The 13,972-nt window shown below is 70.2% G+C and carries 14 protein-coding genes; 3 read left to right on the top strand and 11 right to left on the bottom strand.

The features are described 5' to 3' along the window. Positions 1 to 167: 167 nt before the first annotated feature. Both rpsD and DEJ06_RS08835 read right to left on the bottom strand, forming a co-directional pair. Positions 168 to 797 carry a 30S ribosomal protein S4 gene (rpsD, locus tag DEJ06_RS08840; protein ID WP_017887166.1) on the bottom strand — a complete coding sequence of 210 codons (630 nt, stop codon included), beginning with the start codon at positions 795 to 797 and terminating at the stop codon, positions 168 to 170. Between the two features lie 234 nt (positions 798 to 1,031). Beyond that, positions 1,032 to 2,384 carry a replication-associated recombination protein A gene (locus tag DEJ06_RS08835; protein WP_084740335.1) on the bottom strand — a complete coding sequence of 451 codons (1,353 nt, stop codon included), beginning with the start codon at positions 2,382 to 2,384 and terminating at the stop codon, positions 1,032 to 1,034. Between the two features lie 132 nt (positions 2,385 to 2,516). On the opposite strand from DEJ06_RS08835, the gene DEJ06_RS08830 reads away from it, so the two are divergent. Together DEJ06_RS08830 and DEJ06_RS08825 are read left to right on the top strand one after the other, a co-directional pair. Then, positions 2,517 to 3,329 carry a peptidylprolyl isomerase gene (locus tag DEJ06_RS08830; RefSeq protein WP_146245821.1) on the top strand — a complete coding sequence of 271 codons (813 nt, stop codon included), beginning with the start codon at positions 2,517 to 2,519 and terminating at the stop codon, positions 3,327 to 3,329. A 113-nt stretch (positions 3,330 to 3,442) separates the two neighbouring features. Next, positions 3,443 to 4,675 carry a DUF349 domain-containing protein gene (locus tag DEJ06_RS08825; protein WP_181436738.1) on the top strand — a complete coding sequence of 411 codons (1,233 nt, stop codon included), beginning with the start codon at positions 3,443 to 3,445 and terminating at the stop codon, positions 4,673 to 4,675. An 83-nt stretch (positions 4,676 to 4,758) separates the two neighbouring features. On the opposite strand, the gene DEJ06_RS08820 is transcribed toward DEJ06_RS08825, so the two are convergent. Genes DEJ06_RS08820 through DEJ06_RS08800 form a run of 5 tightly spaced genes read right to left on the bottom strand, consistent with a single transcriptional unit; the run spans position 4,759 to position 8,024 of the window. Beyond that, on the bottom strand, positions 4,759 to 5,721 hold the full coding sequence (locus DEJ06_RS08820) for a bifunctional riboflavin kinase/FAD synthetase (RefSeq protein ID WP_071414720.1): 963 nt from the start codon (positions 5,719 to 5,721) through the stop codon (positions 4,759 to 4,761). Between the two features lie 8 nt (positions 5,722 to 5,729). Next, a complete protein-coding gene (locus DEJ06_RS08815; RefSeq protein ID WP_071403708.1) occupies positions 5,730 to 6,185 on the bottom strand; it encodes a hypothetical protein in 456 nt (151 codons plus the stop codon). Positions 6,186 to 6,230: 45 nt separating this feature from the next. After that, entirely contained in the window at positions 6,231 to 6,596 is a 366-nt protein-coding gene (locus DEJ06_RS08810; RefSeq protein WP_071403707.1) for a hypothetical protein, read from the bottom strand. Further along, positions 6,593 to 7,555 (bottom strand): tRNA pseudouridine(55) synthase TruB, encoded by a 963-nt coding sequence (truB, locus tag DEJ06_RS08805; RefSeq protein WP_111039070.1) that lies wholly within the window; start codon positions 7,553 to 7,555, stop codon positions 6,593 to 6,595. Before truB ends, DEJ06_RS08810 begins: the two co-directional genes overlap by 4 nt. Before the next feature lie 22 nt (positions 7,556 to 7,577). Further along, positions 7,578 to 8,024, bottom strand: a complete 447-nt coding sequence (locus DEJ06_RS08800; RefSeq protein WP_111039069.1) for a hypothetical protein — start codon at positions 8,022 to 8,024, stop codon at positions 7,578 to 7,580. A 52-nt stretch (positions 8,025 to 8,076) separates the two neighbouring features. On the opposite strand from DEJ06_RS08800, the gene DEJ06_RS08795 reads away from it, so the two are divergent. Further along, a complete protein-coding gene (locus DEJ06_RS08795; RefSeq protein WP_375537721.1) occupies positions 8,077 to 9,003 on the top strand; it encodes an A/G-specific adenine glycosylase in 927 nt (308 codons plus the stop codon). On the opposite strand, the gene rbfA is transcribed toward DEJ06_RS08795, so the two are convergent. The 4 genes from rbfA to nusA all read right to left on the bottom strand — a co-directional run bounded on the left by rbfA (position 9,000) and on the right by nusA (position 13,886). Further along, positions 9,000 to 9,470 carry a 30S ribosome-binding factor RbfA gene (gene rbfA / locus DEJ06_RS08790; protein WP_111039068.1) on the bottom strand — a complete coding sequence of 157 codons (471 nt, stop codon included), beginning with the start codon at positions 9,468 to 9,470 and terminating at the stop codon, positions 9,000 to 9,002. The two genes, DEJ06_RS08795 and rbfA, sit on opposite strands and share 4 nt — an antisense overlap. Positions 9,471 to 9,583: 113 nt before the next feature. Next, complete coding sequence (gene infB / locus DEJ06_RS08785; RefSeq protein ID WP_110864590.1) at positions 9,584 to 12,436, bottom strand: translation initiation factor IF-2; 2,853 nt, start codon at positions 12,434 to 12,436, stop codon at positions 9,584 to 9,586. A gap of 74 nt (positions 12,437 to 12,510) precedes the next feature. Next, on the bottom strand, positions 12,511 to 12,822 hold the full coding sequence (locus tag DEJ06_RS08780; RefSeq protein WP_031259737.1) for a YlxR family protein: 312 nt from the start codon (positions 12,820 to 12,822) through the stop codon (positions 12,511 to 12,513). A 68-nt stretch (positions 12,823 to 12,890) separates the two neighbouring features. Beyond that, positions 12,891 to 13,886 (bottom strand): transcription termination factor NusA, encoded by a 996-nt coding sequence (nusA, locus tag DEJ06_RS08775; protein ID WP_071414715.1) that lies wholly within the window; start codon positions 13,884 to 13,886, stop codon positions 12,891 to 12,893. Between the last annotated feature and the right edge of the window lie 86 nt (positions 13,887 to 13,972).

Genomic DNA, 13,972 nt, shown 5'->3' with positions numbered 1-13,972 from the left:
CAAGACGCCGTCGTGTCGGCAGGACGCCGCCGAAATCAGAGGCGTCTCGCGCACCCGGCGGCGCGTCGCCGAGACGACGGCGTGTTGCGAAGCGGAGGCGGTGCCGGAACGCCGAACGGCGGGTCGCCCTCGAGAGGACGACCCGCCGTTCGGGTGTGATCAGTGGATCAGCGAGCTGCGTAGTACTCGACGACGAGCTGCACTTCACAGGTCACGGGGACCTCGGCGCGCTTCGGGCGACGCACGAGGCGGGCCTGGAGCTTCTCGATCTCGACCTCGAGGTAGCCCGGGACCTTCGGGAGGACTTCCTGGTGGCCACCGGCAGCGGCGACCTGGAAGGGCTCCATCGACTCGGACTTCGCCTTGACGTGGATCAGCTGGCCCTCCTTGACGCGGAAGGAGGGGCGGTCGACGAGCTTGCCGTCGACCAGGATGTGGCGGTGCACGATCAGCTGACGGGCCTGCGCGGTGGTGCGGGCGAAGCCGGCACGGACCACGAGGGCGTCGAGGCGCTGCTCGAGGAGCTCGACCAGGTTCTCACCGGTCAGGCCCTTCGTCTTGCGGGCCTCTTCGAAGACGATGCGGAGCTGCTTCTCGCGGATGCCGTACTGGGCGCGCAGACGCTGCTTCTCACGGAGGCGGACGGCGTAGTCGCTGTCCGCACGACGGCGCGTACGGCCGTGCTCACCGGGCCCGTAGGGGCGCTTCTCGAGGTAACGGGCGGCCTTCGGCGTCAGCGGGATGCCGAGTGCGCGCGACAGGCGGGTCTTGCTGCGGGTACGTGACTTGGTAGACACAGGGTCCTTTTCTCTGTTCGAACTGAATACTCACCGGAGGCCGGGCACGCGAGTGCAGGTGGCCCCGACGACGGGATCCAGAGGGATGAGCCTGTGGGATCGGACGGCTACAGTCCGAACCTCTGCCCCCGTACCACCGGAGTGGCACTCTGTCCTCGACGCAGCCGTGCTCGAGGACCAGGACGTAGGCCCGGCAATGCTAGCAGCATCGGGGCGAGCGCAGAAGCACCGACGCTAGTGGCCGCGTGTGATCTTCCGGAGTCGTTCGAGCCGCGGCCCGACCTCGCGCTCGTAACCGTTGGCCGTCGGCGTGTAGTACTCGGTGCCCTCGAGTGCGTCCGGCAGGTACTGCTGCTCGGCGACCCCGTGCTCGGCGTCGTGGGAGTAGACGTACCCCTTGCCGTGCCCGAGGCGCTTCGCCCCGGCGTAGTGCGCGTCGCGCAGGTGCATCGGGACCGTGCCCATGCGCCCCGCCTTGACGTCGGCCATCGCCTGGTTGATGCCGTTGTAGGCGGCGTTCGACTTCGGCGCCGTCGCCAGGTAGACGACGGCCTCGGCCAGCGGGATCCGCCCCTCGGGCATCCCGATGAGCTGCACGGCCTGGGCCGCGGCGACCGCGATGGGCAGCGCCTGCGGGTCGGCCATGCCGATGTCCTCGGACGCGGAGATGATGATCCGCCGCGCGATGAACCGGGAGTCCTCGCCGGCCTCGATCATCCGGGCGAGGTAGTGCAGGGCGGCGTCGACGTCGCTCCCCCGCACCGACTTGATGAAGGCGCTGATGACGTCGTAGTGCTCGTCACCCTGTCGGTCGTAGCGCAGCAGGGCCCGGTCGACCGCGGCCGCGACGGTGTCGGCGTCGACGACGGGCACGGTGTCGTCGTCCTCGTCCTGTGCGGCGGTGGCCGACGCCGCCGCAGCCTCGAGCGCGGTCAGGGCACGTCGGGCGTCGCCGGACGCGAGGCGGATGATCGCGCTGCGGGCTTCGTCACCGAGGACGACGGCACCGCCGAGCCCGCGGGGGTCCTCCACCGCACGGTCGACGAGCATGCCGAGGTCGGGATCGGTGAGCGGTTTGAGCGTCAGGAGCAGCGAGCGGGACAGCAGGGGCGAGATGACCGAGAACGACGGGTTCTCGGTGGTGGCGGCGATCAGGATGACCCACCCGTTCTCGACCCCGGGCAGCAGGGCGTCCTGCTGGGCCTTGCTGAACCGGTGGATCTCGTCGAGGAACAGCACCGTGGTCGACCCGTACAGGTCGCGGTGGGTCAGGGCCTTCTCCATGACCTCGCGCACGTCCTTCACGCCGGCGGTCACGGCGGAGAGCTCCACGAACTCGCGACCGGACTGCCGAGCGATGGCCTGCGCCAGCGTGGTCTTGCCGGTACCGGGCGGTCCCCACAGGATCACGGAGACCCCGCCGGGGTTCTCACGCGTGCCGGTGGCCAGCTGCACCAGGGGCGAACCCCGGCCGAGCAGGTGCTGCTGACCGGCGACCTCGTCGAGGCTGGTGGGGCGCATCCGGACGGCGAGCGGGACGGAACCCTGCGCGAGACCGGCGCGACCACCCGTGGTGGGCGCGTGCATTCCCGAACGATCCGCTGCCATCCTGCAATCGTAGGCCGGTCCACCGACGCAGGCCGCGCCTCCCGCCAGGTGGTGGTGGTGACCGTTCGGCTACGCTCGTTGCACACTGCGACGAGAGGGCAGACCAGCACCGTGGCACCGAAGAACCCAGCGCGTGACAACCGAGAGGCGCGCGAGCGCCTCCGCCTCTACCAGGCCCGCCAGGGCCTCCACGAGCGGCAGCGACGCCGCCGCGTGCGGGACAACCTGATCGGTGCCGGTGCCCTCGTCCTCGTCGCGGCCCTCGCCACCGGGTCGCAGCTCGCCTTCGCCGGGTCGCGGGGGTCGGACGCCCCGGCCCCGAGCGCCTCCGCGTCGTCAACGGCCACGCCGTCGGCCAGCGCCACGGCCGGCAACACCGGCGACGTGCCGAGCAAGTCGATCGCGAAGGGCGCGACCTGGACCGGCACGCTCACGCTCAACAAGAGCATCGACCTCGGCATCGAGCTGGACGGTGCGAAGGCCCCGCAGGCCGCGAGTGCCGAGATCTCGTTGATCCGTGAACAGTTCTACAACGGCACCACCTGCCACCGGCTCGCCGACAGCGACGGCCTGAAGTTCCTGCAGTGCGGCTCCGCGAACGGCGACGGCACCGGCGACGCCGGCTTCGAGTACGGCCCGCTCGAGAACGTGCCGGATGACGGCGTCTACGAGAAGGGCACGATCGCGATCGCACGGTCGGACTCCCCGTACTCGCAGTCGACGCAGTTCTTCATCGTCTACGGGGACACCACGCTCGACAGCTCGACGGGCGGCTACACGGTCGTCGGCAAGGTCACGAGCGGGCTGTCCGAGCTCGAGTCGGAGATCGCCTCGAAGGGCATCGCGTCCCCCGGCCGCGACGGCACCGGCGAGCCGAAGGTGGCGACGAAGATCACCGACGCGACCATCGCGGAGCAGAAGTAGTCCACAACCCGTCGCACCGGTCGGGCGGCGGAGCCCGTCCGTGCAATAGGCTGACGACCTGACCGTGCCGACGGTGACGTCGGCGATGCACGACCACGATCGAGGCGAGACCTGTGGGATCTGACGAAGCAACGACCTGGGGGCGGGTCGACGAGAACGGGACCGTGTACGTCCGGTACGAAGAGACCGAACGTGCTGTCGGTGAGTACCCGGACGCCACCCCCGAAGAAGCCCTCGCCTACTTCGCGCGGAAGTACGCCGACCTCGAGGGGCAGGTGAAGATCGCCGAGCAGCGCGTCCAGCGCGGTGCGTCGGCGAACGACGTCGCCCGGACGGTCGAGCACCTGACCGCCTTGGTCGCCGACGCCCGCGTGGTGGGTGACATCAAGTCGCTTGAGACCCGCGTGGGCGCGCTCACCGAGCAGCTCGGCTCGCTCACCAAGGAGCAGGCGGAACAGGCGCAGCAGGCGCTGCAGGACGCCCTGGCGCACCGCACCGCCCTGGTCGAGGAAGCCGAGGCACTCGCCGCGGTGGACCCCGCACGCGCGCAGTGGAAGCAGATCACGGCGCAGCTCGACGACGTGTTCGCGCGCTGGCAGCAGCACCAGCACGACGGGCCGCGGATCCCCAAGAACGAGGCCAACGACCTCTGGAAGCGGTTCCGCGCAGCGCGGTCCACCGTCGACCAGCACCGTCGTGCGTTCTACTCCGAGCTGGACGCACAGCACCGTGACGCCCGGACTCGCAAGCAGGAGCTCGTGGCGCAGGCCGAGGCCCTCGCACCCCGCGGCTCCGATGCGATCCCGGACTACCGCCAGCTCCTCGACGACTGGAAGAACGCCGGGCGTGCCGGCAAGCGGCACGACGACGCACTCTGGGCGCGCTTCAAGGCCGCCGGAGACGTCCTGTTCGAGCAGCGCCACGCCGAGAGCGCAGCCGAGAACGAAGAGTTCTCCGTCAACCTCGAGGCGAAGCAGGCCCTGCTGACCGAGGCCGAGCCGCTCCTGCAGGCGACCGACCGGGTCGCCGCGCGCAAGACCCTCACCGGCATCCAGCGCCGCTGGGACGAGATCGGCAAGGTCCCCCGCGGTGACGTCCGTCGGGTCGAGGACCGCCTGCGTGCCATCGAGGACCACGTCCGTGGGCTCGAGGACGCGCACTGGAAGGAATCGAACCCGGAGCGCAAGGCCCGTCAGAACGGCCTCGCGAGCCAGCTGGAAGACGCGATCGGCAAGCTCCAGTCCGAGCTCGCCGCGGCGCAGGCCACCGGTGATGCCCGGAAGATCAAGGACGCGCAGGAAGCCCTCGACGCCCGCAAGATCTGGCTCGACGCCCTGGGCGGCTGAGCCTCCGCAGCACGAACGACGCCCCCGTGACCGATGGTCACGGGGGCGTCGTTCGCGGTGGCCGCTTCAGCGTGCTCGGCAGGTCAGACCGGCGCGGGCAGTCCGAGCAGCAGCCGGATGTCCAGGTCGTCCTGCCGCATCTGCGCGGCGAGCTCGTCCATCGACGAGAACTTGACCATGCCGCGCACGTACGACACGAAGAGCACGGAGATCCGATCGCCGTACAGGTCGATGTCGACGTCGAGCAGGTGCGCCTCGATCTGCTTCGCGGGCACACCCTCGAACGTCGGGTTGTTGCCGACCGACACCGCTGCCGGGTAGACGGTCCCGTCGTGCAGCACCCGGGCGGCGTAGACGCCGTCGGCGGGAACGAAGCCCTCGCACGCTGGGTCGAGGTTCGCGGTGGGGTACCCCATCGCCCGGCCGCGTTGGTTGCCGTGCACCACGACGCTCCGCACGGCGTGCTCCCGCCCGAGGAGTCGTGCGGCCTCGGCCACGCGGCCCTGGCCCAGGAGCTCACGGATCCAGGTGGAGGACACCCGGCGCTCACCGTCGGGTCGGACGTCGTCGATGAGGTCCACGTCGTCGATGAGCTCGACGGTGAAGCCGTGCTGCTCCCCCAGGGTCCGGAGCAGCGCGACGTCACCGGCGCCCTTCGCACCGAAGCGGAAGTCGCTGCCGACGAAGACGAGCCGGGCGTGCAGGGTGTCGACGAGGATCTCGGACACGAACGCCTCGGGCGACTTCGACTGCAGTTCCTGGTCGAAGCGGAGCAGCAGGGTGGCGTCGACCCCGGCCTCCTCGAGCAGTTCGCGGCGCTGCGCGGTGCTGGTCAGTGCCGGCGGGACGTGCGGCGGGTCGATGACGTTGAGCGGGTGGCGGTCGAACGTGACCACGGTGGCCACGAGGTCGTGCTCGCGGGCGGCGCGCTCGAGGTGTGCGATGACGGCTCGGTGCCCGACGTGCACGCCGTCGAACTTGCCGATGGTGACGGCGCTCGGGCCGAACCCGTCCGCCACGTCGGCGGTGTCCTCGTAGAACTGCACGGTGGCTCCTACTCGCTCGCCGGGGCGGTGGACGAAGACGCAGCCGGTGCCGACGGCTCGGTGACCGCGGTGCGGTGGTGCTTGCGGAGCCACCAGAGCCCGGCGATCGGCAGCACGAGCGGCGCGAAGGCGTAGCCCAAGCCGTAGTACGACCAGATGGTGTCGTCGGGGAACAGTTGGCGGTCGAACAGCGACAGGGTGCCGATGACGAGCACGCCGGTCATCTCGAACACGATCGTGACGCAGGCGACCCGGTACCAGAACCGGCCGGGCACGATGAGCGCGATCATCGCGACGATGTAGACGACGGCAGCGATGGCACTGAGTGTGTACGCGAACGGTGCGAACGAGAACTTCTCGATGATCTGCACGACGCTGCGTCCGGTCGCCGCCAGCGCGAGGATGCCGTACACGGCGATGAGGACGCGGCCGATGCCGGTCGCGAGTGAGGATCTGGTCGCCATTGCACCGATTCTACCGACGCGCGGCTGCGCGCATGACCTCCGGCGTCAGTTCAGCGCGAACCAGATCTGGTACATCCGGTAGACCATCACCGCGACGGTGAAGGCCCCCGCGCCGAGCACCACGGTGCTCCACTTCGTGCGGTCGATCAGCGCCCACACGACCGCGGCCGGTGGGACGAGCAGCACCGAAACGGCGTACACCCCGAACTCGAGCGCGTTGCCGTCGGGCGGGCTGCCCGTCGCCGGCAGCACGATCGAGATGACGCCCTGCGCAAGGAGCAGCAACTCGATGAGCACGAGGGCGCCGACGGTGTAGTCGTTCGGCTTCCAGCCGATGAACCCCACGACGACCGCGAAGAGCCCCACCACGACGGCGAGCACCAGCTGCACCCACATGTACCACTCGATCACGCGCGGGCTCCGGTCTGCGAGGAGGACGACGCACCGGGCGTCGGGAAGTTCGTTATGACCCGGAGCAGTCCGCGGCGGACGGAGACGAGGCCGACCAGCCGGTCGTCGGACGCGGTGACCGCTGCCACCGGTCCGTCCGAGTCGGGGTGCTCGGCCGCGACACGCTTGCCGTCGGTGAGGTCCTTCGCCGAGGCTGCGTCGAGCGTCACCGACGAGAAGAGTCGCCGGGCGATGTCCGCCGGACGTGCGAGCGCGGCGCGGACGTCGACGGCGTCGTCCTCGAGGTCGATGGCGTCCTGCACGTCGAACGGTCCGACGCGGGTCCGACGGAGGGCGACGAGGTGCGCCCCGGTGCCGAGGGCAGCGCCGACGTCACGGGCGAGCGCACGGACGTAGGTGCCCGACGAGCAGGTCACGACGACGTCGAGGTCCACCACGGCGACGTCGGTGCCGTCGACCGCGACGGTCCGCTCGTTCCGCGTCGTCACGTCGAACTGCGAGACGGTCACCGTGCGGGACTTGAGCTCCACCGCCTCGCCCTTGCGCACCAGGTCGTAGGCACGGCGCCCGTCGACCTTGATCGCGCTGACCGTGGACGGGACCTGGTCGATCACGCCCCGCTGTGCTGCCACGGCGGTCTCGACGGCGTCGTCCGATACGTCGGCAGCGGCCACACCGACAGCAGCGGTCGGCGTGCCGTCGGCGTCGTCGGAGTCCGTGGAGACACCGAGCCGGATGGTCGCCGTGTAGGTCTTGTCGAGGCCCACCAGGTGCGTGAGCAACCGGGTGGACGGCCCGATGCCGAGCAGCAGCAGCCCCGTCGCCATGGGGTCGAGGGTGCCGGCGTGGCCGACCTTCTTCAGGCCGAGGCGGCGACGGGCGATGGAGACCACCCGGTGGCTGGAGATCCCCTGCGGTTTGTCGACGAGGAGGATGCCGTCCGGCGCGGTTTCGAGCACCAGGCGAGATTACCAGCGCCGGTCAGCAGGCGTCGTTCCACTCGCGGCGGGGGTGCTCGGGATCGGTGACGTCGAGCACCGCGGAGGCCGCGATCTTCACGTCGGCACGACGCTCGAGTCGGCCGGACTCCTGCTCGACCCACAGCGACCAGCGCCACAGGGTACGGACCCCGTGAGCCAGGATGCCTCGTCCGTGCACGATCAGGACACCGTCACCGGCTCCGGTCGTGCGGAAGGGCGTCACCAGGTCGGACCGGAGCGTGTCCTGGTCGGCGGACGGCGCGGCGGCGGCCATCGCGGAGATCCCGTGCTGCTCGAAACCGGTGACGAGCGCGGCCGCGACCCGCTCGAGGTCGGTGCCGTCCTGCCCGTCGACGCCGATGACGGTGCGGTTCGTGCCGACCTGCGCGATCGCCTCTGCAGCGATCGCAGCCATCGTGTCGGTCTCTTCGGGTGCCCAGCGTGCCATGCGTCCACCGTAGGCTGTCGAGGTGAACGCGAGTCGGGCCTCCAGACCGGATGTGGACAAACCGACCGCGCGACGCGGTGTGCAGGAGCCGGCCACGCCGGAACGGCCCGACATCGCGACCCCGCTGATCGCGTGGTTCCGGCAGCAGGCGCGGGACCTGCCGTGGCGCCGCCCAGGCTTCCCCGCGTGGGGGACGCTCGTCAGCGAGATCATGCTGCAGCAGACGCAGGTCGCGCGCGTGGTGCCCCGACTGGAGGCGTGGCTCACCCGGTGGCCGACGCCTCGCGACCTCGCGGACTCGCCCCCGTCCGAGGCGGTGCGTGCCTGGGACCGGCTCGGCTACCCGCGACGCGCGCTCGCGCTGCACGCGGCGGCGACCGCCATCGCGAACGAACACCGCAACGTCGTGCCCCGCGACGTCGACGCCCTGCTCGCCCTGCCGGGCATCGGCGACTACACCGCCTGCGCCGTCGCGGTCTTCGCGTACGGCGACCGGCACCCGGTCGTGGACGTCAACGTGCGCCGCGTGCTCGCACGTGCGGTCCTCGGCCAGGGCGAACCCGGGCCGGCGAAGGCGAAGCAGGACCTCCCGCTCATGGAGTCCGTGCTGCCGGCGGACCGCGACGACGCAGCTGCCACGAACGCCGCGGTGATGGAGCTCGGCGCGCTGGTGTGCGTGTCCCGCTCCCCCGCGTGCGATGCGTGCCCCATCGCAGACCGCTGCGCGTGGCGTGCGGCCGGGTACCCGGAGCACGACGGGCCGCGGGCTCCTCGGCAGGCGAAGTTCGCCGGCAGTGACCGCCAGGTGCGCGGCCTGATCATGGCCGAGCTGCGCGCCAGCGACGTGCCGGTCACCCGGTCCGAGATCGAACCGGTGTGGCCGGACGCCGACCAGCGGCACCGGGCGCTCGCGTCGCTCCTGCGTGACGGACTGGCCGTCGGGGACGACGCGAGCGGCTACCAGCTGCCCGGGGTCTAGGAACGCGGCTCGGCGGAGCCGTCGGTCTCGGCAGCGTCGTCGTCCTCGTCCTCGTCGCGCTTGTACGGGTCGGCGTCGCCGGCGTACGTCGCACCGACCGAGGCTGCGCGGACCTGCTCGTCGCGCACCTGGGCCTGCACGAGCAGGTCCTCCATGTGCGCCGAGGTCTCGGGCAGGGCGTCGGCGATGAACTCGAGCGACGGCGTGAGCCGGGCGGTGATGTTCTTGCCGACCTCGGACCGGAGCATGCCGGTCGCGGCCTTGAGCGCCGCGGCGGAGTCCGCACGCTCCTCGTCGGTGCCGTAGACGGTGTAGAAGATCGACGCGTGCTGCAGGTCACCGGTCACACGGACGTCGGTGATCGTGACGAACCCGAGTCGCGGGTCCCGCAGACCCTTGTCGAGTCGACGTGCGACGACTTCCTTGATGCGGTCCGCCATCTTGCGTGCGCGCTGCGGATCGGCCATTGGGTGCCTCCTGAGGCAGTGGCGGGACGCTTCCCGCCGGTGGTCCTGCGTGGGAAAGGGGTCGGGCCCCGGCCTCCCGCGCGGGGAGGCCGGGGCCCAGAGGAGTCACGCGATCAGTCGCGCGGCTTCTCAACGAGTTCGGTCGTCTCGACCTCGTCGCCGATCTGGATGTCGTTGAACTTGCCCAGACCGATACCGGCTTCGAAGTCCGTGCGGACCTCGGTCACGTCGTCCTTGAAGCGACGCAGTGACTCGATGGCCAGGCCATCGGCGACCACAACACCCTCGCGGATGACGCGCGCCTTGGCGTTGCGCGTGATCGTGCCGGAGCGGACGATGACACCCGCGATGTTGCCGAACTTCGAGGAACGGAACACCTCGCGGATCTCGGCGACGCCCGACTGGACCTCTTCGTACTCGGGCTTGAGCATGCCCTTGAGGGACTGCTCGATGTCGTCGAGTGCGTTGTAGATGACCGAGTAGAAGCGCACGTCGATGCCTTCGCGCGCCGCACGCTCACGGGCCTTGACGTCCGGACGGACGTTGAAGCCGATGACGATGGCGTTGTCGATCGTGGCGAGGTCGATGTCCGACTCCGTGATCGCACCGACACCGCGGTGCAGGATGCGGAGCTGGACGCTGTCGTCGACCTCGATGTCCAGGAGCGACTGCTCGAGTGCCTCGACGGCACCGGAGACGTCACCCTTGATGATGAGGTTGAGCGACTCGACCTTGCCCTCTTCGAGCGCACGGGTGAAGTCCTCGAGCGAGATGCGCTTGCGCGACTTCGCCAGCAGGGCGTTGCGCTCGGCGGCTTCACGCTTCTCAGCGATCTGACGCGCCGTGCGGTCCTCTTCCGTGACGAGGAAGGTGTCACCGGCGCGGGGCACCGAGGACAGACCCTGCACCTGGACCGGGCGGCTCGGCGTCGCGGCCTTGACCGCGACCCCGTTCTCGTCCGTCATCGCACGGACTCGACCGTAGGCCGTGCCCGCCACGATGGCGTCACCGACGTGGAGCGTGCCGGACTGGATGAGGACCGTGGCGACTGCACCGCGACCCTTGTCGAGCCGGGCCTCGATCGCGACACCACGGGCGTCCTTGTCGGGGTTCGCACGCAGGTCGAGACCGGCGTCCGCGGTGAGCAGCACGGCGTCCAGGAGCTCCTGGATGCCGATGTTCTGCCGCGCCGACACGTCGACGAACATGACGTCGCCGCCGTACTCCTCGGCCACCAGGTTGTACTCGGTGAGCTGCTGGCGGACCTTGGCGGGGTTCGCGCCTTCCTTGTCGATCTTGTTGACCGCCACGACGATCGGCACACCGGCCGACTGCGCGTGGTTCAACGCCTCGATGGTCTGGGGCATGATGCCGTCGTCCGCCGCGACCACGAGGATCGCGATGTCCGTCACCTGGGCACCACGGGCACGCATGGCCGTGAAGGCCTCGTGACCCGGGGTGTCGATGAAGGTGATCGGGCGGTCGATGCCCTCGTGCTGCGCGACGATCTGGTACGCACCGATGTGCTGGGTGATGCCACCGGCCTCGCCCTCGACGACCTTCGAGTTGCGGATCGCGTCGAGGAGGCGGGTCTTGCCGTGGTCGACGTGACCCATGACGGTGACCACCGGCGGCCGCTGCTGCAGCACGTCGTCGTCTTCGTCCTCGAGTTCTGCGTCGAGGTCGATGTCGAAGCCCTCGAGGAGCTCCTTGTCCTCGTCCTCGGGCGAGACGATCTGGATCTTGTAGCCCAGCTCGTCACCGAGGACCTCGAACGTGGCCTCGTCCAGCGACTCGGTCGCGGTCGCCATCTCACCGAGGTGGAACAGCACCGTCACGAGGTTGCCGGGCATGGCGTCGATCTTGTCCGCGAAGTCCGAGATGCTCGCACCACGACGGAGTCGGACGACCGTGTTGCCGTCGCCACGAGGGACCTGCACACCGCCGAGCGACGGGGCCTGACGCATCTCGTACTCGGCGCGCTTCGTCCGCTTCGACTTGCGGGCACGGCTCTTGCCGCCACCGCGACCGAACGCACCGGCGGTACCACCACCGGGGCCACGACCACGGCCACCGCCACCGGCGGGACGCGGGCCGCTGAAGGCCGGACGCGGGAAGCCACCACCGGCACCGCCGCCGGCACCCGGACGGGCACCGGGGCCGCCACGGCCACCACCCTGGCCCGGGCGCTGCCCGAAGCCGTTGGGACGGTTGCCCTGACCGGGACCACCCGGACGCGGAGCACCCGGACGGGGCGTGCCCGGACGCGGGGGCTGCGGACGCGGGATGCCACCGCCACCGGCTGCGCCGGCGGCCGGGCGCTGGCCCATGCCCTGGTTGGACGAGTACGGGTTGTTGCCGGGGCGCGGCGGGCGCGAGCCCATGCCCTGGTTCGACGAGTACGGGTTGTTGCCCGGACGTGCACCGGGCTTGGGGCCACCCGGCTTCGGACCGGCTGCCGCGGGAGCCTTCGGGCTGGTGCCCGGCTTCACGGCGTCGGACTTCGGAGCAGCGTCGGTCGACCCACCTGCCTGCTCGGCGGCCTGCTTCTCAGCGGCCTGCTTCTCGGCGCGGGCCTTCTGCGCTGCCTCGGCCTCGGCCTGTCGCTGGGCGACGGACTTCGGTGCGGCCGGCGCGGGCACGTCGGCAGCGGGTGCTGCCGGGGCCTCGGGCTCGGGAGCCGGTGCCGGACGAGCCGGACCCGGACGGGGACCGCCGGGCTTGGGTGCACTCGACTTCGGCGCGCTGGCCTTGGCGGGTGCGCTCGGCGCGGAGGCCGAGGCGGCGGGCTTCGCCGCGGGGGCGCCGTCTGCCTGGAGGGCGGCACGGAGCTTCCGTGCCACGGGGGGCTCGATGCTCGAGCTGGCACCCCGGACGAACTCGCCGAGCTCCTTGAGCTTCTCGAGTGCGGTCTTGCTGTCGACGCCGAGTTCGCTTGCGATCTCGTGTACGCGTGGTTTAGCCACTGTTCTCCTTCACGGGTCCCACCCCGTGAAGGGGCAGGACTCAATGGATGACGGGTCTCATTTCGAGCCGCTCATCAGTTGTCCATAAGCCGTTCAGCCTGTTCTGTCATGTCCGGGCGCTCGGCCGGTTCCTGTGGGAGACCGACGATGTGGTCGAGCACCGCGGACGTGTCGGGATCGCGATCCAACCGGAGCGCACGGCGGAAAGCCCTGCGCTTGACGGCCAGATCGTAGGCATCGACGGTCGGTGTGAGCCACGCTCCCCGGCCCGGCATGACTGCCTTCGGATCCGCCACGACACGGCCATCGCTCAGGGCGACGACTCGGAGGAGGGAGGATCGGGAAGCGCGACGACGACTGCCGATGCACGTTCTGACGGGAACCACTCTACTCCTTGCCTCGGACGTGCGCGATCCGGCGCGCCCTCGCAGGGCGCGCCGGGAGCGAAATCGTCCTAGTCCTCGCCGTCCAGGATGGAGTCCGGCTGGATGTCGATGCGGGCACCGGTGAGCTTCGCGGCGAGGCGGGCGTTCTGCCCCTCCTTGCCGATCGCGAGCGACAGCTGGTAGTCCGGCACGAGCGCGCGGACGGCCTTCGTCGAGGCATCGAGCACGAACGCGCTCGTCACCTTGGCCGGCGACAGGGCGCTCGCGACGAACGATGCGAGGTCGGACGAGTAGTCGACGATGTCGATCTTCTCGGCACCGAGCTCGTTCGTGACGGCCCGGACACGTGCGCCGAGCTCGCCGATGCAGGCGCCCTTCGCGTTCACGCCGGGCTCGTTCGCCTTGACGGCGATCTTCGTGCGGTGGCCGGCTTCGCGGGCGAGCGAGGTGATCTCGACGACACCGGACGCGATCTCCGGGACCTCGAGTGCGAAGAGCTTCCGGACGAGGCCCGGGTGGGTGCGCGACACGATGATCTGCGGGCCCTTGTTGCCGCGGGCGACGCTCGTCACGTAGACGCGGATGCGGGAGCCGTGCTTGTACGACTCCCCCGGCACCTGCTCTTCGGGCGGCAGGATCGCCTCGATCGTGCCGAGGTCGACGTGCACCATCTTCGGATTCGGGCCCTGCTGGACCACGCCCGCGACGATGTCGCCTTCCTTGCCGCGGAACTCGCCGAGGATCTTGTCGTCGCCGATGTCGCGCAGGCGCTGGTTGATGACCTGCTTCGCCGCGAAGGCCGCGATGCGTCCGAAGTCGCTCGGCTGGTCGACGGCTTCACCGATGACGGTGCCCTCGTCGTCGAGCTCGGGGACGTAGACGCTGACCTCGCCGGACTTGCGGTCGAGCTCCACACGCGACTGCGCGTGGGCCGGCTCGCCGTTCTCGTCGGCGTGCTTCTGGTAGGCGGTCAGGATGGCAGATTCGATGATCTGGACGAGCTCGTCGAACGGGATCTCCCGCTCGCGCTCCATGAGTCGCAGGACTGCGAGATCGATCTTCACCGAGGTGCCTCCGTATTCAGATGAGTCGCTCCTGCGGGGTGGAACTGCGCAGAAGTCGGCCACAAGCGTACCCCAGAACCAGGAGA

This window comes from Curtobacterium sp. MCLR17_051 (genome assembly GCF_003234395.1).
In the GTDB taxonomy this organism is placed as follows: domain Bacteria; phylum Actinomycetota; class Actinomycetes; order Actinomycetales; family Microbacteriaceae; genus Curtobacterium; species Curtobacterium flaccumfaciens.
Note: the sequence above shows the minus strand (reverse complement) of the source record. Positions and strands in the feature narration are given on the sequence as shown.

Excerpts from the sequence above, each read along its gene's own strand:
- rbfA (WP_111039068.1), bottom strand. The coding sequence starts at position 9,470 with ATGGCCGATCCGCAGCGCGCACGCAAGATGGCGGACCGCATCAAGGAA.
- DEJ06_RS08800 (WP_111039069.1), bottom strand. The coding sequence starts at position 8,024 with ATGGCACGCTGGGCACCCGAAGAGACCGACACGATGGCTGCGATCGCT.
- DEJ06_RS08815 (WP_071403708.1), bottom strand. The coding sequence starts at position 6,185 with ATGGCGACCAGATCCTCACTCGCGACCGGCATCGGCCGCGTCCTCATC.
- DEJ06_RS08835 (WP_084740335.1), bottom strand. The coding sequence starts at position 2,384 with ATGCACGCGCCCACCACGGGTGGTCGCGCCGGTCTCGCGCAGGGTTCC.